The sequence below is a fragment of the Clostridium moniliforme genome (assembly GCF_017873235.1).
Classification (GTDB): Bacteria; Bacillota; Clostridia; order Clostridiales; family Clostridiaceae; genus Clostridium; species Clostridium moniliforme.
Window position 1 is genome coordinate 105,090 of sequence record NZ_JAGGJZ010000002.1, and the last position, 18,278, is coordinate 123,367.

At 26.5% G+C, this 18,278-nt stretch carries 19 protein-coding genes and 1 other annotated feature; of the genes, 15 read left to right on the plus strand and 4 right to left on the minus strand.

Going from position 1 to position 18,278, the window contains the following annotated elements; genetic code table 11:
• Positions 1 to 87: 87 nt before the first annotated feature.
• Positions 88 to 750, plus strand: a complete 663-nt coding sequence (locus J2Z53_RS03840; RefSeq protein WP_209795919.1) for a hypothetical protein — start codon at positions 88 to 90, stop codon at positions 748 to 750.
• A gap of 59 nt (positions 751 to 809) precedes the next feature.
• On the opposite strand, the gene J2Z53_RS03845 is transcribed toward J2Z53_RS03840, so the two are convergent.
• Positions 810 to 1,139, minus strand: a complete 330-nt coding sequence (locus J2Z53_RS03845) for a HesB-like protein (RefSeq protein WP_209795920.1) — start codon at positions 1,137 to 1,139, stop codon at positions 810 to 812.
• A gap of 186 nt (positions 1,140 to 1,325) precedes the next feature.
• Between J2Z53_RS03845 and J2Z53_RS03850 the strand changes: the two genes are divergently transcribed.
• Positions 1,326 to 2,069, plus strand: coding sequence for a class I SAM-dependent methyltransferase (locus J2Z53_RS03850; RefSeq protein WP_209795921.1), 744 nt, complete (start codon positions 1,326 to 1,328; stop codon positions 2,067 to 2,069).
• Between the two features lie 82 nt (positions 2,070 to 2,151).
• Here J2Z53_RS03850 and leuS read toward each other — a convergent pair whose 3' ends face one another.
• Entirely contained in the window at positions 2,152 to 4,599 is a 2,448-nt protein-coding gene (gene leuS, locus J2Z53_RS03855; RefSeq protein ID WP_209795922.1) for a leucine--tRNA ligase, read from the minus strand.
• Between the two features lie 57 nt (positions 4,600 to 4,656).
• Positions 4,657 to 4,869: a binding site (T-box leader), on the minus strand.
• 315 nt (positions 4,870 to 5,184) lie between these two features.
• Between leuS and J2Z53_RS03860 the strand changes: the two genes are divergently transcribed.
• The 11 genes from J2Z53_RS03860 to J2Z53_RS03910 all read left to right on the plus strand — a co-directional run bounded on the left by J2Z53_RS03860 (position 5,185) and on the right by J2Z53_RS03910 (position 14,043).
• Positions 5,185 to 5,862: a YitT family protein gene (locus J2Z53_RS03860; protein WP_209795923.1), complete on the plus strand. Its 678-nt coding sequence runs from the start codon at positions 5,185 to 5,187 to the stop codon at positions 5,860 to 5,862.
• A 307-nt stretch (positions 5,863 to 6,169) separates the two neighbouring features.
• Positions 6,170 to 7,072 (plus strand): N-acetylmuramic acid 6-phosphate etherase, encoded by a 903-nt coding sequence (gene murQ / locus J2Z53_RS03865; protein ID WP_209795924.1) that lies wholly within the window; start codon positions 6,170 to 6,172, stop codon positions 7,070 to 7,072.
• A 15-nt stretch (positions 7,073 to 7,087) separates the two neighbouring features.
• The gene (locus J2Z53_RS03870; protein WP_209795925.1) at positions 7,088 to 8,404 is read left to right on the plus strand and encodes a 6-phospho-beta-glucosidase; all 1,317 of its coding nucleotides are present in this window, start codon (positions 7,088 to 7,090) and stop codon (positions 8,402 to 8,404) included.
• An 11-nt stretch (positions 8,405 to 8,415) separates the two neighbouring features.
• A complete protein-coding gene (locus J2Z53_RS03875; RefSeq protein ID WP_209795926.1) occupies positions 8,416 to 8,751 on the plus strand; it encodes a PTS lactose/cellobiose transporter subunit IIA in 336 nt (111 codons plus the stop codon).
• A complete protein-coding gene (locus tag J2Z53_RS03880; protein ID WP_209795927.1) occupies positions 8,748 to 9,077 on the plus strand; it encodes a hypothetical protein in 330 nt (109 codons plus the stop codon). The genes J2Z53_RS03875 and J2Z53_RS03880 overlap by 4 nt, the downstream gene beginning before the upstream one ends.
• 13 nt (positions 9,078 to 9,090) lie before the next feature.
• Positions 9,091 to 9,360 (plus strand): acylphosphatase, encoded by a 270-nt coding sequence (locus tag J2Z53_RS03885; RefSeq protein ID WP_209795928.1) that lies wholly within the window; start codon positions 9,091 to 9,093, stop codon positions 9,358 to 9,360.
• 24 nt (positions 9,361 to 9,384) lie between these two features.
• The gene (locus J2Z53_RS03890) at positions 9,385 to 9,696 is read left to right on the plus strand and encodes a PTS sugar transporter subunit IIB (RefSeq protein ID WP_209795929.1); all 312 of its coding nucleotides are present in this window, start codon (positions 9,385 to 9,387) and stop codon (positions 9,694 to 9,696) included.
• 28 nt (positions 9,697 to 9,724) lie between these two features.
• On the plus strand, positions 9,725 to 11,014 hold the full coding sequence (locus J2Z53_RS03895; RefSeq protein ID WP_268835789.1) for a PTS sugar transporter subunit IIC: 1,290 nt from the start codon (positions 9,725 to 9,727) through the stop codon (positions 11,012 to 11,014).
• Positions 11,015 to 11,082: 68 nt separating this feature from the next.
• Entirely contained in the window at positions 11,083 to 12,237 is a 1,155-nt protein-coding gene (locus tag J2Z53_RS03900) for an exo-beta-N-acetylmuramidase NamZ family protein (protein ID WP_209795930.1), read from the plus strand.
• A gap of 12 nt (positions 12,238 to 12,249) precedes the next feature.
• Positions 12,250 to 13,164 carry an N-acetylglucosamine kinase gene (locus J2Z53_RS03905; protein WP_209795931.1) on the plus strand — a complete coding sequence of 305 codons (915 nt, stop codon included), beginning with the start codon at positions 12,250 to 12,252 and terminating at the stop codon, positions 13,162 to 13,164.
• Between the two features lie 39 nt (positions 13,165 to 13,203).
• On the plus strand, positions 13,204 to 14,043 hold the full coding sequence (locus tag J2Z53_RS03910) for a MurR/RpiR family transcriptional regulator (protein ID WP_209795932.1): 840 nt from the start codon (positions 13,204 to 13,206) through the stop codon (positions 14,041 to 14,043).
• 128 nt (positions 14,044 to 14,171) lie between these two features.
• On the opposite strand, the gene J2Z53_RS03915 is transcribed toward J2Z53_RS03910, so the two are convergent.
• Both J2Z53_RS03915 and J2Z53_RS03920 read right to left on the minus strand, forming a co-directional pair.
• Positions 14,172 to 14,420 (minus strand): hypothetical protein, encoded by a 249-nt coding sequence (locus J2Z53_RS03915; RefSeq protein WP_209795933.1) that lies wholly within the window; start codon positions 14,418 to 14,420, stop codon positions 14,172 to 14,174.
• A 20-nt stretch (positions 14,421 to 14,440) separates the two neighbouring features.
• Positions 14,441 to 14,980: a hypothetical protein gene (locus tag J2Z53_RS03920; RefSeq protein ID WP_209795934.1), complete on the minus strand. Its 540-nt coding sequence runs from the start codon at positions 14,978 to 14,980 to the stop codon at positions 14,441 to 14,443.
• A 626-nt stretch (positions 14,981 to 15,606) separates the two neighbouring features.
• On the opposite strand from J2Z53_RS03920, the gene J2Z53_RS03925 reads away from it, so the two are divergent.
• Positions 15,607 to 16,104, plus strand: coding sequence for a hypothetical protein (locus tag J2Z53_RS03925; RefSeq protein WP_209795935.1), 498 nt, complete (start codon positions 15,607 to 15,609; stop codon positions 16,102 to 16,104).
• 177 nt (positions 16,105 to 16,281) lie between these two features.
• Entirely contained in the window at positions 16,282 to 18,225 is a 1,944-nt protein-coding gene (locus J2Z53_RS03930; protein WP_209795936.1) for a KUP/HAK/KT family potassium transporter, read from the plus strand.
• Positions 18,226 to 18,278: the final 53 nt, after the last annotated feature.

An 18,278-nucleotide genomic window follows, 5' to 3' on the forward strand; every position in this document is an offset into this window, starting at 1 on the left:
AATGAAATTCAAAATTATAATATGGATATGGTAAAATTGTAACTTTTGTGTTAAAATTATTTTAAGATAATATGTAGGAGAAAAAGTATGAATAAGGGGCTAAAAAAGAGAAACCATTCAATCCTAATTATAATGATTTTATTAATAAGTTTTTTACTAAATATAATTCTTTGTATTAATAATTCCTCATATAAGCATAGAGTTGGAGTAAACTCATATAGGAATATAGAGAGTATTAAAGTTAAAAATGATAAAATTCTTGAAATAATAAATAAATCTTTAGAAGTTAATAAAATCAGTAATGAGGAATTACTAACATTATATACTAATTATAAGGATATTTCGGATTGTATAATAGAACTTTGGGATGATTATAGTTTTTATAAAGAAAGTTCTATAAGTAAGTTATCAAAGAAAAAAATAGATACAACTTCTATATTAGAAAATGAAATTTATTCTAGAATTTACAATTATTTAGAAAAATCTTTAATTAATATAATGAATACAGAAAAAGATGAATTAGTTTTTAAAGGTAAAGTTAAAAATGACTTTAACGTTATGAAAAATATATCTTTAAATATGAATAAAATATTTAAAGATTTTAATGAAGTTAAATTAGCAAATGTAGAAGGCAAAGAGAAAGAATCTGTAGTTGTTAAAAATAAATATTGGATTGATATTTTAAATAAGATAAATAGTGTAAATAAAGAATATACAGATTATGATTTTACTAAGAAAGTTAACAAATAAAACATAATAAATTAAATAAAAAGAAGTAGGAAAATTTTCCTACTTCTTTTTTTTAAATATTAGTGACATCCGCCACCACATGAACCACAGCCACCTTCTGGTGCAATTACTGGTTTTAAGCTTAATCCGTTTCCGTTATTTTCTGCTGATGAAAGTAATATAAATCCACCAAATTCATCAATTAGTCTTTTCTCAACGATAAAGTTTATATCATTAACAGCTTCTACTATGTCATCATCTGTTCCTTCATCAACAGTTATGTTAAATACAGGACCACTACAAGCCATTCCAGCTAAATTAATTCTTATATTATAATTATCAACTTTATTTTCATCTAAGAATTCCTTAAATTCATTGTAAGCTTCTTCACTTATTGTTATGTTTTTCATTTTATTCACCTATCCTTATTTAAAGATTTAAATTAACGTTATAATTATTATATCACAATTTAATTCAAAGTAAACAACTCAGAATTAAAATTTTTTGTATACAATAAAAAAATAAAGGTATATTAAAATTTAGGGCGAATTTATATAAGAGTAAATTATTATTAAAATTAGAAAGGATGGTTTTTAGTGAAACCATATGACAAAAATTTCATATTAGAAAAAATTAAAGAATATAATAATAAAATTAAAGAAGAAAAAATTGGAACACATGAAATTATAAAAAAATTTATACTAAATAATAAAGAGTGTGGTTATTTATATGAAAATGAAGATGAGATAGACATAGAAACTTTAGAGCTTAAAAACAATGGTAACTATGTTATGGAAATTAGTCCTAAAGAAATTGAAAGTTCATATGGTATTATAAAATACGCCCATGGAAGAGTTGGGATTGTAGGACTTGGACTTGGTTATGTAGCACAAGAGATGGCTAAGAATAATAAAGTTTCTGATATAATTGTTTATGAAACTAATGATGATGTAATAAAGCTTTATGAAAGAAATTTTGAAAAGAATGAGAAGATAAAAATAATTAAAGAAGATGCATTTAATATAAGAGGAGAAGAATTTGATTATTTTTATGTTGATATATATGGATATAAGTTAACAGATAAAGTAGTTAGTGACTATAGGCATTTTAATGAAGCTCTTAATATTAAGGATTATGTGTTTTGGGGAGTTGAACATTTTTTATTAAGTTGCAGATATGAAGAAATAGTTTGGGTTTATATTCCTGAAATTTGGATGGAGCTTAGTAAAAGTATATTTGTATCACTTCAAGAATCTGGTTATTTAAAGTGGTATAATAAATTAGACAGCAAATTAGTTCATAAAATATTAGGAGATTTTAAAGAGATTTTAAATGCATAAATAAATTAGTAAGTTATGTAATGTTATAAATTTTAAAAGAGTAGAATTTTAAAATTAAATTCTACTCTTTTTATTTTATATATTATTTTACTACTATATTAACTAATCTTCCTTTTATAACAATAACTTTTACTATGTTTTTACCCTCAGTATTTTTTATTATAGTTTCATCAGCTAAAGCAGCTTCTTTAATTCCTTCTTCATTAAGATCTGAAGGAACATTTATTTTGGCTTTAATCTTACCATTAACTTGAATAGCTATTTCAACTTCATCTTTAACTAAAGCTTTAGGGTCAAATTTTGGCCAAGCTTCATTAAATACAGAAGATGTTTTTTGAAGTAAACTCCATTGTTCTTCTGCAAAGTGAGGTGCAAATGGTGCAAGTATTTTAATGAAACTTTCTATTGTATCTTTTAAGAATTCTAAGTTTTTAGTTTTCTCATTGTTATATTTTGATAGAGCATTTACAAATTCCATCATTCTTGCTATTGCAGTATTAAATTGCATTTTTTCTCCATCTTCAGTTACACCTTTAATTGCAGTGTTAAGCCAGAAATTAAGTTCTTTTTCTGCCTTATCAATTGTAGTTTTACCTTCTTCTGAATTAATTGCTTCTCTTGCTTTTTCAAGATTTCTTTCAATTCTATCTACAAATCTACCAACAGATTTTATTCCATCATCACTCCAAGCGCCACCTTCAACATAGGCAAAGCCAAACATTAGGTACATTCTAAATACATCAGAACCATACTCTTCTATATAATCATTTGGTGATATAGTATTTCCCTTTGATTTACTCATCTTTAATCCATCAGGTCCTAAAATTAATCCTTGGTGTACTAATGAAGTAAATGGTTCATCAAAGTTTAAATATCCCATATCTCTTAATGCTTTAGTTATAAATCTTGCATATAGAAGGTGCATACAAGCGTGTTCAGGACCACCAACATACATATCAACTGGAAGCATTTTGTTAATTATTTCTTTATCAAATGGAGCATTTTCATTTTTGTTATCTGGATATCTTAAGTAATACCATGATGAACAAACAAAAGTATCTAATGTATCAACTTCTCTCTTAGCTGGGCCACCACAACATGGACAAGTAGTATTTACAAATTCATCACATTTTGCTAAAGGAGATTTACCATCTGGTGCAAATTCAACATTATATGGTAATTTAACTGGAAGATCCTTTTCAGGTACTGGAACAATTCCACATTTATCACAATATACTATTGGAATTGGAGCACCCCAATATCTTTGTCTTGATACTAGCCAGTCTCTTAATCTAAAGTTAACCTTTTGACAACCTTCATTATTTTTAGCTAAAGCTTCAACTATTTTAACTTTAGCTTCTTTTGTAGTTAATCCATTAAAATCTTCTGAATTAACTAATATTCCATGTTCACAGTATGGAAGTTCAGTTTCTTTTCCATCCTTTGCAGCTATTACTCTGTTTATTGGAAGATTAAACTTAGTTGCAAAAGCAAAGTCTCTTTCATCATGAGCTGGAACTGCCATTACAGCACCTGTTCCGTAGCTTGCAAGAACATAGTCAGAAACCCAAATTGGAACTTCTTTTCCGTTTATAGGATTTATAGCATAAGCCCCTGTAAATACTCCAGTTTTTTCTTTAGAAATTGATTGTCTTTCAATTTCTGATTGTTTACTAGCTTCTTCTTTGTAAGCTTCAACTGCTTCTTTATTTTCAGGAGTTACTATTTTATTAACTAATTCATTTTCTGGAGCTAAAACAACATATGAAACTCCATATAATGTATCTGCTCTTGTTGTAAATACATCAAATGTTAAGTCGTGATTTTTAATTTTAAATTTAACTTCAGCACCAGTTGATTTACCAATCCAGTGTTTTTGCATAGCAACAGTTTTTTCTGGCCAGTTTAAATCATCAAGTTTTTCAAGTAATTCATCTGCATAATCAGTAATTTTTAAGAACCATTGAGTTAAGTCTTTTTTAGTTACTTCTGTATCACATCTTTCACATAAGCCATCAACTACTTGTTCATTAGCTAAAACTGTGTTACATGAAGGACACCAGTTTACAGGAGCCTTCTTTCTGTAGGCTAACCCTTTTTCATATAGTTTTAAGAATAACCATTGAGTCCATTTATAATAATCTGGTCTGCAAGTTACTATTTCATTTTCCCAGTTAAACATAGCTCCCATTGCTTTAAGTTGAGCTTCCATAGTTTTTATATTTTTTTCAGTTGAGTCCTGTGGGTGAATACCAGTTTTTATAGCAAAGTTTTCAGCTGGTAGACCAAAAGCATCAAATCCCATTGGTTGGAATACATTGTATCCATTCATTCTTTTAAATCTAGCCCATGTATCTACTGGTCCATAATTAAACCAATGTCCAGCATGTAATTGACTTCCTGATGGATAAGAAAACATTTCAAGTACATAAAGTTTCTTATCTAATTTTGTGGGATCAAATTTATATAAATTTTCTTTTTCCCATTTTTCTTGCCATTTTTTATCTATGGCAGTTCCATAGTTTCCCATTATTTAAATCCTCCTTAAATAGTTAAATAAAATAAAAAAACCTCTCATCTCTTAAAAATAAGAGACGAAAGGATACTTCCGCGTTACCACTCTTGTTAGAAATTTATATAAATAAATTTCTCACTCAATAATTTAACGGTTAAAACCGTACTTGATTTTATTCAAGTAAGCTCATAGACAAGTTCCCATATTTGTAATACTGCTTCACAGCAAAATAGCAGCTCTCTGAAATTACAAGATTATAGTATTACTTCTAATCATAGCAATAGAATATTTATTTGTAATATTTCTTCTAATTATATATTAGTGATTAGGATAAAGTCAAGGATAAGGAGATTATTTTAAATTATATAGGAATATAAAGGAAATATTATGAGGACAAAGGAAGCATGAGTAGATTTTAATTGCCTTAATTAAATGGGACTAGGGTAATTTCACAAAAGGTAATCGTTATAATAGTATATATTAAATGATATAAAGAGTTTAAAATTTTGATATTAATAAGTTAAAGGAATATAATGTTTGTAATGGTATTTATAAAAAATAATAAATTTTTTTGTAAATAGAATTTAGGAGAGTGATATTTTGTATTCAACGAAAAAGAACTTGAGAAGTTTACTATTAATTTTAATAGGCTCAAGTATCTTAGCTTTTGGTAGCTACAATTTTAATTATCAAAACAATGTAACTGAAGGTGGAGTTTTAGGTTTAATACTTTTATTTAAACATCTATTTGACATATCACCATCAATAACAAATTTGGTAATAGACTTATCATTATTTGCAATTGGATCAAGATTTTTTGGAAAGAAGTTTTTATTGTTTTCAATTTTTGCATCAATATGTTTTTCTATTTCTTATAGGATATTTGAAAGTATAGGATTTTTAATTCCAAATTTAACAGGAAATATGTTAGTATCAAGTATTTTTGCAGGAATATTTGTTGGGGTAGGAGTTGGGATTGTACTTAGAGCTGGAGGGGCATCTGGTGGAGATGATGTTATAGCTCTTTTAGGAAGTAAGTTTACTCCACTTAAGGTGAATCATGTATATATATTAAGCGATTGGATTGTTCTTGGGTTATCATTAATTTATTTAGATTATATTCAAATATTGTTTTCTATAGTAGCAGTTACAATAAGCGGAAAACTTATTGAGGTTATATATGAATATAAGAAAGATAAAGGTAATGATAAATGTAATAAGAAAAAAGAAAAAGATAGCGGGTATGAAAAGAGAAATTCATTACCAGTTCAAATATAAATTTATTTAAAAAGAGTAGTTTTAATAACTACTCTTTTTTATTTTCAAATTAAATAATTTTTATAATTGAATAAAATTGATTTATTAATAAAGTGTTTTTTGTGAAATAAACTTTAAATAAAAAATTATTTTTTAAATATTAGTATATAAAATAAAATTTCAAAATAAAATAGAAATATATGAAATTTTATTCAAAAAGCTATTGAAAATATAAAGATAAGTTGATATAATAAACTTGAAATTAAATTTCATTAAATTTTTATAAAAATAGAAATTTAATTTTAATAATTAGGAATGAGGGAATTATATGCAGGTAGATTTAAATAAACTAGATACAGAAAAACGAAATTATTATAGTAAAAATATAGACAAGCTATCTACCAAAGAAATGGTTAAAATAATAAATAATGAAGATAAAAAAGTAGCATTTGCAGTTGAAAAAGCATTAGATAGTATCTCAAAGGCAATTGATTTAGTTTATAAACAAATTGAAAGTGGAGGAAGGCTTATTTATATAGGAGCTGGAACTTCAGGAAGACTTGGAATTTTAGATGCATCAGAGTGCCCACCAACTTATGGCGTAGATTTTGATTTAGTAAGAGGAATAATAGCTGGAGGACGAGAGGCGATATTTAAGGCAAAAGAAGGTGCTGAAGATTCAAAAGAACTTGCAGCAGAAGATTTAAAAAAAATAAATTTTAATGAGAAGGATGCATTAGTTGGAATTGCAGCATCAGGAAGAACTCCCTATGTTATTGGAGCTTTAGAATATGCTAGGAAAATAAATGCAAAAACTGTTTCAATATGTTGTGTTAAAGATGGAGTTATTTCTAATTATTCAGATATTCCAATAGAAGTTATAACAGGTGCTGAAGTTATAACAGGTTCTACAAGGATGAAAGCTGGAACTGCCCAAAAGATGATTTTAAATATGATATCAACTGGAATTATGATAAAATCAGGTAAAGTATATGGAAATCTTATGGTAGACTTAAAGCCTACGAATAAAAAGTTAGTAGAAAGAAGTAAAAGCATAATAGAGGAATGTACAGGCTGTTCTAGAGAAGTAGCAGAAGAATTTTTAGATAAGTCTTCTGAAAACGTTAAACTTGCTATTTTTATGATTTTATCAGGATTGGAAAGAGAGAAGGCTAGTGAAGTATTGGAAAAAAGTAATGGAAGAATTTCAAAGGCTATAGGTTCTATTTAAAAAGGAGGAGATTTAATGAAAAACTTAAAGGTAACTGTAATTGGAGGAGGAAGTAGTTATACACCAGAGCTTATTAATGGTTTTATAAAAAGAAAAAGTGAATTACCAGTAAAAGAAATAATACTAGTTGATATTGAAGAGGGAAGAGAAAAGGTAACTATAGTATCAAAGCTCGCCGAAAGAATGATAAAAAAAGCAAAGTTAGATACAAAAATTTCAGTTTCTTTTAATAGAAAAGAAGCATTAAAGGATGCAGATTTTGTTGTAACTCAATTTAGAGTAGGTGGATTAGATGCAAGAGGAAGAGATGAAAGATTTCCATTAAAATATAATGTTATTGGACAAGAAACTTGTGGACCAGGAGGATTTGCAAAGGCACTTAGAACAATACCAGTAATACTTGATATATGTAAAGATATTGAGGAAGTATGTCCAAGTGCATGGTTAATTAATTTTACAAATCCATCAGGTATGGTTACAGAAGCAATAAACAAATATACAAATGTAAAATGTTTGGGTTTATGTAATGTTCCAATACATATGAAAATGACTTTTGCAGATGTACTTGGAGTTAAACCAGAAGAATTATTTGTAGAGTATGTAGGCTTAAATCATTTAGTATGGGCAAAAAGTATATGGTTAAATGGAGAAGATATAACAAAGAAACTAATAAATGAAATGACAGATTTTGAAAGTTTATCAATGAAAAATATACCAGCAATAGCTTGGGATAAGGAGTATTTGCAAGCAATAGGAATGATACCATCACCATATCATAGATACTATTTAATGACTGCCGATATGGTAAATGAAGAAAAGGAAGCTGCAAGTGAAAATGGAAATGGAACTAGAGCAGAGGTAGTAAAAAAAGTAGAAAAGAATTTATTCGAAATTTACAAGGATGAATCTGTTGATACAAAACCTAAAGAACTTGATAAAAGAGGAGGAGCATATTATTCAGATGCAGCAGTTTCTTTAATTAGTGCAATATATAACAATAAAAAGGAAATACACACAGTTAATATATTAAATCGTGGAGTAATTAAAGAACTTCCATATAATTGTGTAATAGAAACTAATGCAATAATAGATAATACAGGAGCTACTGCACTTACATTAAAGAGTCCATTAGTACAAGAAGCCATTGGATTAATATATTCAGTTAAATCCTATGAAATTCCAGCAGTAGATGCAGCAGTAAAAGGGGATAAAGAAAAGGCTCTTATAGCACTAGTAAATAATCCATTAATTCCATCAATTGATATAGCTAAAAAATTATTAGATGAATTATTAGAAATAAATAAAGATTATTTACCACAATTTTTTAAGTAAGGAGTAAGAGGATGAAATTTGAAGAGGAAATATTTGAACTTATATCCAACACCGGAGAAGCTAGAGTTAATATTTTTAATGCATTAGAGGAAGTTAGACTAAATAATAAAGAAAAAGCAAAAGAGTTTGAAAAAATTGCTGAGGAATACTTAACAAAAGCTCATAACATGCAAACTAAGCTAATTCAAGAAGATATAGCATCAGAAGGAATTAATGTATCTCTTTTAATGGTACATGCACAAGATCAATTTATGACTACAATGTCAGAACAATTTTTAGTAAAAAAAATGATGGAAATGTATGATACTATTCATAATTTAGAGAAAAAATTGGAGGAAACTAAATGAAAGGATTGTTAATTATAAGTTTCTATATAGTAACAGTGGTTGTAACTGCAATGCTTCCAATTAAATTAACTAGTTATATGTATAAAAAGAAAAATATTTTAGTTAATAGATGGATATATGGAGCTGTTGGATTTTCTATTGTAGTTTTACCAAACTTATTTTTTGATAATATTCCTAAAGTAATAAATAGAGTACTTTTAATGGTATTTTTATTTTTAATTATGATGTTTTTTGAAACATCAAGAATTAAAGTTGAAAAATATAAAATGAAAACCATGTTTGATTATACATGGCTTGCAAAAAGAACAGTTAAAAAGAAAGTTTAATAGGAGAAATATTATGATTAGAGAAAAATTAATTATAAGTGGTAATGTTAGTGAAGGTGGAATTAGGTATTTTGCTCAAATGAAAGCATCATCTCTTAAATTAACTGGTTATGCAAAAAGAGGGCCAGAAGAAACTATATTAATAGAAGCACAAGGGGAAGAGGAGAACATTTCCAAATTAAAAGAAAAACTTAAACTAGGGAATGGATTTTTTAAAGTAACAAACATAGAATCTAAAGAAATCGATACTATAAAAGATGAAAAATTTTTTTCAATAAAGTAATAAAATTTTAAGGAGGAATTATTTATGAGAGTATTAATGGTTTGTTCAGGAGGATTTTCTTCAACAATAGTTGTAAATGCTATAAAGAAAGAGGCTGATAAACAAGGGTTGCCAATAGAAATAATGGCGTGTGGTACACCAGAATTTTTAGAAAATGTTTCACAGTTTAATCCGGAAGTAGTTATAATTGCACCACAAGTAAAGCATAGATTTCCATATTTTAAAGAAGAGGGAGATAAAATTAATCTTCCAGTAGAACAAATTCCTTTAAATGCTTATACACCATTAGGTGCACCAAAGATTATTAAAGAAATATTAAAAAAATATATTGAATAAATAAGGTATAAAAGGGGGGAAAATAAAAATGAATAAGTTTATGGAAAAGTTTATGAAATTTTTTGAGGAAAAAATTACACCACCATTAACTAAGGTTTCGGAGGTTAAACATTTAAGAGCTATAAGAGATGGAATTATATCTACAATGCCTTTAATATTAATAGGTTGTATGTTTTTAGTTATTTTTAACTTTCCAATAGCTTCATGGAAAGAATGGATTACTCCAAAAGCAGGAGTATTTTTAATACCATTTAGAACTACAGTAAGTTTAATGGCTTTATATGCATCTTATGGTATGGGATACGCATTAGCAAAATCTTATAATTTAGATGGCGTTAGTGGTGGAGTATTAACTATGGCTGCATTTGTTTTAATGAATGTTCCTAAAACTGTGTTAGATGCTGCATCAGGAAAAGAATTAGGATGGGCTTTACCTATGGAGTATTTAGGTGGTTCAGGAATGTTTGTCGCTATTATATGCATGCTTATTGCAGTTGAAATTCTTAGATTTTGTAAGGTTAGAAATTTAACTATAAAAATGCCAGAACAAGTACCACCTTCAGTTGCTAGATCTTTTGAAGCATTAATACCAGGATTATTTATTATTGTTTTAGTATGGGTAATTAGAGTTTTATTAGGATTTGATATAAATGTTTTCTTAATGAATTTGTTTGAACCTTTAATGGGTATAGCAGGAAATAGTTTAATTGGATTATTAATACCAGTAATATTAATGTGCTTATTATGGACAACAGGTATTAGTGGAGACTCTGTTATAGGTTCAATAGTTAGACCAATTTGGTTAGTACTTATGGATCAAAATATGGCAGCTGTTGCAGCTGGAGGACAAGCTCAAAATATAGGAGTAGAAGGATTCTTAGATTTATTTTTATGGATAGGAGGTACAGGAGGTACATTAGCTTTATGTGTATTATTACTAACATCTAAATCAGCTTATCTAAAAGAAGTTGGTAAATTCTCAATAATACCAGGATTATTTAATATTAGTGAACCAATAATGTATGGTGCTCCTGTTGCAGTAAACCCAATACTTGCAATACCTTTTATAATAGGACCAATAATAACAACTTGTGTAACATATTTTGCTATGGCTTGGGGATTAGTCGCAAAAGTATCAGTTATGGCGCCATGGACTTTACCATCACCAATTAAAGCTTTTCTTTCTACAAATGATTGGAGAGCAGTTGTATTAGTAATAATTAACTTTGCAATTTATGTAATTGTTTACTATCCATTTTTTAAAGCTTATGAAGGTCAATTACTTTCAGAAGAAAAATCAAAAGAGGAGTTAGCATAATATTATTTTAATTAATAAAGATTAAGGAATCAGATTATTCTGGTTCCTTAATTAAAAGTGAGGATATAATGAAAATAAATAAAATATGTGTAAAAAGCGGTATAGATAATATTAAAGATTATAACTATTTATTTGAAAACAAGAAGATAGGTTTAGTAACTAATATAACAGGTGTAGATAAGAATTATAATTCAACTGTTGATGTAATTAATAATTTATATAATTTAGAAATTTTATTTGCTCCAGAGCATGGATTAAGAGGAGAATATCAAGCTGGAGAAGAAGTTGAAAATTATATTGATGATATCACAGGAAAAACTGTAATAAGTCTTTATGGTGATAAAAAAGTTCCAAGCAATGATACTCTTAGAAATATAGATATTCTCATTTATGATATTCAGGATTTAGGAATAAGATATTATACTTATATTTACACAATGTATTTATGTATGAAAGTATGTAGCTATAATAAAGTAAAATTTGTTATTTTAGACAGAATAAATCCTTTAGGGGGAAAATTAATAGAAGGAAATATATTAGACCATAAATATGATTCTTTTGTAGGTATGCTTCCTATACCTAATGTATATAGTTTAACTGTTGGAGAGCTAGCAAGCTACATTAATGATACTGAAAATATAAAGTGTGATTTAAATGTAATTCCAGTAAAAGGGTGGAAGAGAGGGGTTGCATTTTATGAAACAGATTTACCTTGGATTCCTCCATCACCTAATATACCAACTTTAAATTCGGCCCTAATATATGGTGGGACATGTCTTTTTGAAGGGACTAATGTTTCAGAAGGAAGAGGAACAACAAAACCTTTTGAAATTATAGGTGCACCTTGGATAGAGTGTCATAAATTAAGTAAATATTTAAATGAAAGTAATAATTTAGAAGCAGTTTATTTTAGGCCAGTGTATTTTATACCAACATTTTCAAAATATGAAAAAGAACTTTGTAGCGGAGTTCAAATTCATATTAAAGATTATGAAAAATTTTTGCCTGTTAAAACAGCAATAAATATTTTATATGCAATTAAGAAACTTTATCCAAAGGATTTTAAATATAATGTACAATCTGTAGATTTTAAATATAATTTTTTTAATCATTTAACAGGTTGTGATTATATTTTAAATAATTCATTAGAATATGTTTATAAAAGATTTGAAGAGGATAGAAAATGGTTTAAGAAATCAATAGCTAATTATATTTTATATTAAGGGGGATGTAACTTGTATTACTTAGGAATTGATGGTGGTGGAACAAAAACACAATTTACATTAGTAAATGAAAAATTAGAAGTTATTTGTTCTGTAAAAAAAGGAACATCTCATTTTAAACAAATAGGATTTAATGGAGTTAGAAATGTTTTAAAGGATGGACTAGAAGAAATTATAAATAAAGGTAAAATATCTAAAGGAGATATTTGTGGTGTAGGTATTGGACTTGCTGGATATGGAAATATAAAAGAGCATAGGGTAAACCTTAAAAACAGTGTAGAAGAAGTATTTAAAGATTTTAATTATATATTAAAAAATGATGTTCAAATAGCTCTTTTAGGAGCTTTAAATGGAGAAGACGGTATTGTAATTGTATCTGGAACAGGATCAATAGCATTATCTAAAATAGGAGAAAAGTATAAAAGATGTGGTGGATGGGGATTTTCAATTGGAGATGAAGGATCTGCTTATTGGATTGGCAAAAAGATTATTGAAACTTTTAGTAAAGAAGCAGATGGAAGGAAAGAAAAAACTTCTATCTACCATTTAATTAGAGAAAAATTATCTATTGTAAATGATTATGATTTAATAAAATATATAAATGAAGAAATAAAAGGTGATAGATTAAAAATAGCTGAGTTTTCTAAAACTTGCTATGAAGGGGCAAGTTTAGGAGATGAAAATGCTATTAAAATATTTAATGATGCAGCATTTGAACTTTCACAAATGGGAAATTATCTACTGAATGATTTTGAAAATAATAGCGTAAAGGTTTCTTATATTGGTGGAGTTTTTAATTCTGGAAATTATATATTAGAACCTTTAAAAAATAATCTAAACAAAAAAGGAAGAATAAGTTCTCCTAAGTATACAGCAGATATAGGCGGGGCAATACTAGCAATTAAAGCTAGCAAAAATATGTTATAATTTTATTGATTTAAAAACTGATTTTTAGGAGAAAAAGATATGAGTTGTTTATATATTATAAAACAAGGAATGAACAGTTTTACTGATAGTGAAAAGAAAATAGCAAAGTATATTTTAGCAAATAAAGATGAAGTAATAAATTTTTCAGCTCAAGAATTAGCAGATAAAGTTTCTGTATCACCAGCGGGAGTTGTAAGATTTGCAAAAAAGATAGGATTTAAGGGTTTTATGGCACTTAAGGTTGAACTTGCAAAGGAAAATGGTGATGAAGTAGTTGAGTTTGGAGAAATTATAAATCAAAATGATGATACAAAAACAATGATAAAAAAAGCTATAAAGTCTAATATTAATACTTTAGAGCAAACATATAATTTATTGAACTTAGATACTGTAGAAGAGGCTATAAATATTATAAGTAAGGCTAAAAGAGTGTATCTTTACGGCGTTGGAGCCTCTGGACTTGTTGCTTTAGATTTTCAATATAAACTTCTTAGAATAAAGAAAGCTGCTGTGTATAGTCATGACTCTCATATACAGCTTTCAACTGCATGTCATATAGATAAAGATGATGTAGCTATAGGAATAAGTTATAGTGGAGAAACTAAAGAAATAAGTGTTGCAATGAGTGAAGCTAAAGAAAGAGGTGCAAAAACTATTGCAATAACTAGATACAATAACAGTAGCATTTTATCAAAAATTTCAGATATATCACTTTACATACCAAATGAAGAAAAGCCACTTAGACTTGGGGCAATAGCTTCTAGGATGTCAGCATTAACATTAATTGATATTCTTTATCTTGGAATTGCAAAGAAAAATATATCTAAAACAAAAAATTACATTAAAGAAACTAGACGAGTTATAGAAAAAATTAAATAAAAATAATGTGTTAGTTTTGATTTGTAAAATAAAAAAGGACTTTTCATTTTAAAAGTCCTTTTTATATTTTATAATTATGTAAATTAAGCTTTAAAATAATATATTAAATTAGTATATTACTTTAAGAATTAATTTTTAGAATTATTTTTTATATAATCGTTCAATTCAGAGATATGATCGTTTAAAGTTGTAATATCTTCATCTACCTTAGATAATTCAGAATTTTTTTCATTAAGAGAATTTTGTTCTTCTGTATATTCTTTTTCTAAAGATTCTTTAGCTGAAGCATTTGTATCATTTGAACCAATTCCAACACCTACAAAAAAGAAAATAAATATTACAAAAACAGAAAGTATTTTACCAATAACTTTTTTCATAAAATAAAAACCTCCTTAAATTAAAAACATTTAGAACAAGGTGATAACCCCATAGATTCAGCTTCCTTTAAAGTAACTTCTGTTGCAGTGTTTGGGTTAGTATTTCCACAATGATTAGTTCTGTGGTATTTGTGTCCTGTTTTAGTTATCCAAACCATAGTTCCAACTTCATGGTTATTTTGTTTGTTTTCAGATGAAGCTTTCTTAGGTTTAGAAGAGGTTGATTTACTAGTTGCATTAGCTTCTTCTTTTGCTTTAAGCTCTGCCTCTTTCTTTGCATTAGCTTCTTTCTTATCTTTAATTTCTTTTTCAATATCTTCTTTTTTACTTTCTAAGTTTTTAGATTTTTCTTGCAAAGAAGAAACTTCAGCTTTTTTAGTAGTTAATAAGCTGTCTTTTTGTGAAATTTCAGATGCTAATGCTATATTTCTAGATTTAATATCACTTATATCTTTATCTGAATGTGAGCTAACTTTTCCAATAAAGATTCCTATAAATAATACGATTACACAGGCTATTATAGCTTTTTTGTGATTTGAGAAAAATGACTTTAATTTCATTTTAATTCCCCCTTTTTTAAATAAAAGTCATTATTTTAATTATAGCAATAGAGAAGTATATAAATAAAAACTATGTATAATATTAACAATTAATTTAAATATTAGATATAATGGAACTGATAAACTAACAAGTAAATTAAATATTAAGTAAACAAAATAATTTAACAATAAAATTATTAAATTATAATTTTATGTTTGGAAATTGGGAATAACAGTAGTATTTAATACTAATATTATTTGAAATAAAAGAATTATTTACAGCGAAAATAAGTGGATATTTTACACAAAGCGAAATAAAATATATTATTTAAAAAATAATTATTTCTTAGAATTTATATTGAAAAATAATAATAAATATAAATTATTAGGCTTTAAATAAAGAAAACATTAATAAAATTTTATAATTTAATAAATTTATTACTAAAATAAGACATTATAAAGATAAATTTAAGAATATCTTTAGAAAAGGATTGTATAATCAATATTGTGATAATTTTGAATTAGTAAATTTCTTATATAAAAAGAATTTAAAAATTCAATAAAAATAATTAAGAGAGAAATTTAATTAAAAAGATATAAATTAATAACATATGAAGTTTATTATAAGTTAAGAAGGAGATGTTATTTTGGAAGTTTTTAATATATGTTTAGTTACAGTTCTTACTGTATTTAATTGTTCATTATTTATTGCTTTCATGAAAAATAGAAGATATCTAAAAGATAATAGTGTTGAGTTTATTGACTTACTTAAAAAAGGTTGGAAGAGCAGAACAAATTCTACATATTTTTTACTTTTACTTACTTTATTGCAAGTAGGATTAGTTCTTATTGCTTATTTAAAAGAAGAAAATCTATACGTAATACTTATAATGTATATATCAATTATGATTATTAATGATAGGGGATTTTATGTAGGTTCTAAAAAAATTGGGAAAATACTAAAATTAGAAGATACAGAAGGCGTAGAATATATTCAAATAGAGAGAACTATTGATTATGCAGAGTTTACTTTAGTTTTTAATGATAATAGAGAAAAGAAAATAAGAACTCAAAATAAAAATGTTGAAGGTATAGAAGAAGCTTTAAGAGATTGCGGTTATGAAGTTTATAATCAATCAAAATAATTAATATTTAAAGGCTAGTAAATTAATAATTTACTAGCTTTTTATTATTGTATTTAAAAAATATGCATAAATAATTATAAATTATAGAAATTTAGATATTTTAGTTAGGTTGACAATTAATTTTAAAGAAAATAAAATGCTAATATTATATTTAAACAAAGGAGGAAAAATAGGGGGATGAAAAAGAATGTAGTTACAATAGGATCCTTACTTGTAGCTCTTGGAATTGTTTATGGAGATATTGGTACATCACCTCTTTATGTAATGCAAGCAATTCTTTCAACAAATAATTTTTATTCAACTGAAAGTATTGTTTTAGGAGGAGTTTCATTAGTTTTTTGGACATTGACATTACAAACAACAATAAAGTATGTAATATTAACATTAAAAGCTGACAATAATGGTGAAGGTGGTATATTTGCATTATATACATTAGTTAGAAAGCATTCTAGGTGGCTTATAATACCAGCTATTATAGGAGGAGCAGCACTTTTAGCAGATGGAATACTTACACCACCAGTTACTGTTACATCATCAATTGAGGGGTTAAATATTATTCTTCCTCTTGAAAGAGATACAATAATTTTAATAGTAATAACTATATTAGTAGGTTTATTTTTATTTCAAAGATTTGGTACTGAAAAGATAGGAAAAGTTTTTGGACCTATAATGCTTATATGGTTTTTAATGCTTGCAACATTAGGAGTTATGAAATTAATACATTGTCCATTAATACTTAAAGCAATAAATCCATATTATGCAATACATTTACTTACAGCAGATAATAGATGTGTATATGTACTTGGTGCAGTATTTCTTTGCACAACAGGAGCTGAAGCCCTTTATTCAGATCTTGGGCATTGTGGAAGAAAAAATATTTATTATACTTGGATATTAGTTAAGATATGTCTTTTACTTAATTATTTTGGACAAGGGGCATACCTTTTAATGAATAATGGAAAGATAATATCAAAAAATCCATTTTTCTTAATAATGCCAGATTGGTTTATTATAATTGGAGTAATAATTGCAACACTTGCAGCTATTATAGCAAGTCAGGCTTTAATTTCTGGATCATTTACATTAGTATCAGAGGCTATAAAATTAAATCTTTTTCCAAGATTACATGTTAGATATCCAAATGATAAAAAAGGACAATTATATATTCCAGCTATAAATTTATTATTATGTATTGGATGTGTATCACTTGTATTATACTTTAAGAAATCAGAAAATATGGAATCAGCATATGGATTAGCAATTACAGTTACAATGCTTATGACAACAATATTATTATCTCAATATATGAGATTTATTAAAAATAGACCAATTATTTCAATAATAGTTTTGATTGTCTTTGGAACAATAGAGGGAAGTTTTTTATATGCAAACATATTTAAAATAGTAAGTGGTGGATATATAACATTAGTTATTGCAGGAGCTTTAATATTTATAATGTATGTTTGGATATACGGTGGAAAAATCAAAAAGAGATATAGCGAGTTTGATGATCTTTTAAAGTATAAAAATAAGTTTAAAGCAATAGAAGAGGATAAAGAAATTCCTTTATACTCAACTAATTTGGTTTATTTAACAAAATCATATAAATGGAATGAAGTTGAAAATAAAATATTATATTCAATTTTCAATAAATTACCAAAGCGTTCTAAATATTATTGGTTTGTAAATATTAATGTTACAGATGAACCATATACTGAAAAGTATAGAGTAAAAACAATTGTGAAAAATCAAATTTTTAGTGTAAGATTTAAGCTTGGATTTAGAGTAGATCAAGGAATAAACTGTTTATTAGGTCAAGTTGTACAGGATTTAGTAGCAAGTGGAGAATTAGAATTTGTACCAAAGGAATATATGATAAATGATGATAATAGACCTACAGTAGGTGATTTTAAATTTGTTCTTTTAGAAGAAACATTGTCTAATGAAAGCAAACTTTCATCTTGGGATAGCTTTATATTAACTTTTAAGTTATTTGTAAAAAAAATAACAGTATCACCAGAAAAATGGTTTGGAATAGATACGAGTATAGTTGAAGTTGAAAAATCACCTATAATTATAGGAAAAAAATATAAAACAAATAAATTAGTTAGAGTGAAATAAAATGGTTTTTTAAATTTAAAAAGATATATATGGTATATAATTAAATTAAGGTT

What these genes read in the sequence shown, in the direction of transcription:
- J2Z53_RS03840 (WP_209795919.1), top strand. Translation starts at nt 88, where the DNA reads ATGAATAAGGGGCTAAAAAAGAGAAACCATTCAATCCTAATTATAATG.
- J2Z53_RS03845 (WP_209795920.1), bottom strand. Translation starts at nt 1,139, where the DNA reads ATGAAAAACATAACAATAAGTGAAGAAGCTTACAATGAATTTAAGGAA.
- leuS (WP_209795922.1), bottom strand. Translation starts at nt 4,599, where the DNA reads ATGGGAAACTATGGAACTGCCATAGATAAAAAATGGCAAGAAAAATGG.
- murQ (WP_209795924.1), top strand. Translation starts at nt 6,170, where the DNA reads ATGCAGGTAGATTTAAATAAACTAGATACAGAAAAACGAAATTATTAT.
- J2Z53_RS03870 (WP_209795925.1), top strand. Translation starts at nt 7,088, where the DNA reads ATGAAAAACTTAAAGGTAACTGTAATTGGAGGAGGAAGTAGTTATACA.
- J2Z53_RS03875 (WP_209795926.1), top strand. Translation starts at nt 8,416, where the DNA reads ATGAAATTTGAAGAGGAAATATTTGAACTTATATCCAACACCGGAGAA.
- J2Z53_RS03880 (WP_209795927.1), top strand. Translation starts at nt 8,748, where the DNA reads ATGAAAGGATTGTTAATTATAAGTTTCTATATAGTAACAGTGGTTGTA.
- J2Z53_RS03885 (WP_209795928.1), top strand. Translation starts at nt 9,091, where the DNA reads ATGATTAGAGAAAAATTAATTATAAGTGGTAATGTTAGTGAAGGTGGA.
- J2Z53_RS03890 (WP_209795929.1), top strand. Translation starts at nt 9,385, where the DNA reads ATGAGAGTATTAATGGTTTGTTCAGGAGGATTTTCTTCAACAATAGTT.
- J2Z53_RS03895 (WP_268835789.1), top strand. Translation starts at nt 9,725, where the DNA reads ATGAATAAGTTTATGGAAAAGTTTATGAAATTTTTTGAGGAAAAAATT.
- J2Z53_RS03900 (WP_209795930.1), top strand. Translation starts at nt 11,083, where the DNA reads ATGAAAATAAATAAAATATGTGTAAAAAGCGGTATAGATAATATTAAA.
- J2Z53_RS03910 (WP_209795932.1), top strand. Translation starts at nt 13,204, where the DNA reads ATGAGTTGTTTATATATTATAAAACAAGGAATGAACAGTTTTACTGAT.
- J2Z53_RS03915 (WP_209795933.1), bottom strand. Translation starts at nt 14,420, where the DNA reads ATGAAAAAAGTTATTGGTAAAATACTTTCTGTTTTTGTAATATTTATT.
- J2Z53_RS03920 (WP_209795934.1), bottom strand. Translation starts at nt 14,980, where the DNA reads ATGAAATTAAAGTCATTTTTCTCAAATCACAAAAAAGCTATAATAGCC.
- J2Z53_RS03930 (WP_209795936.1), top strand. Translation starts at nt 16,282, where the DNA reads ATGAAAAAGAATGTAGTTACAATAGGATCCTTACTTGTAGCTCTTGGA.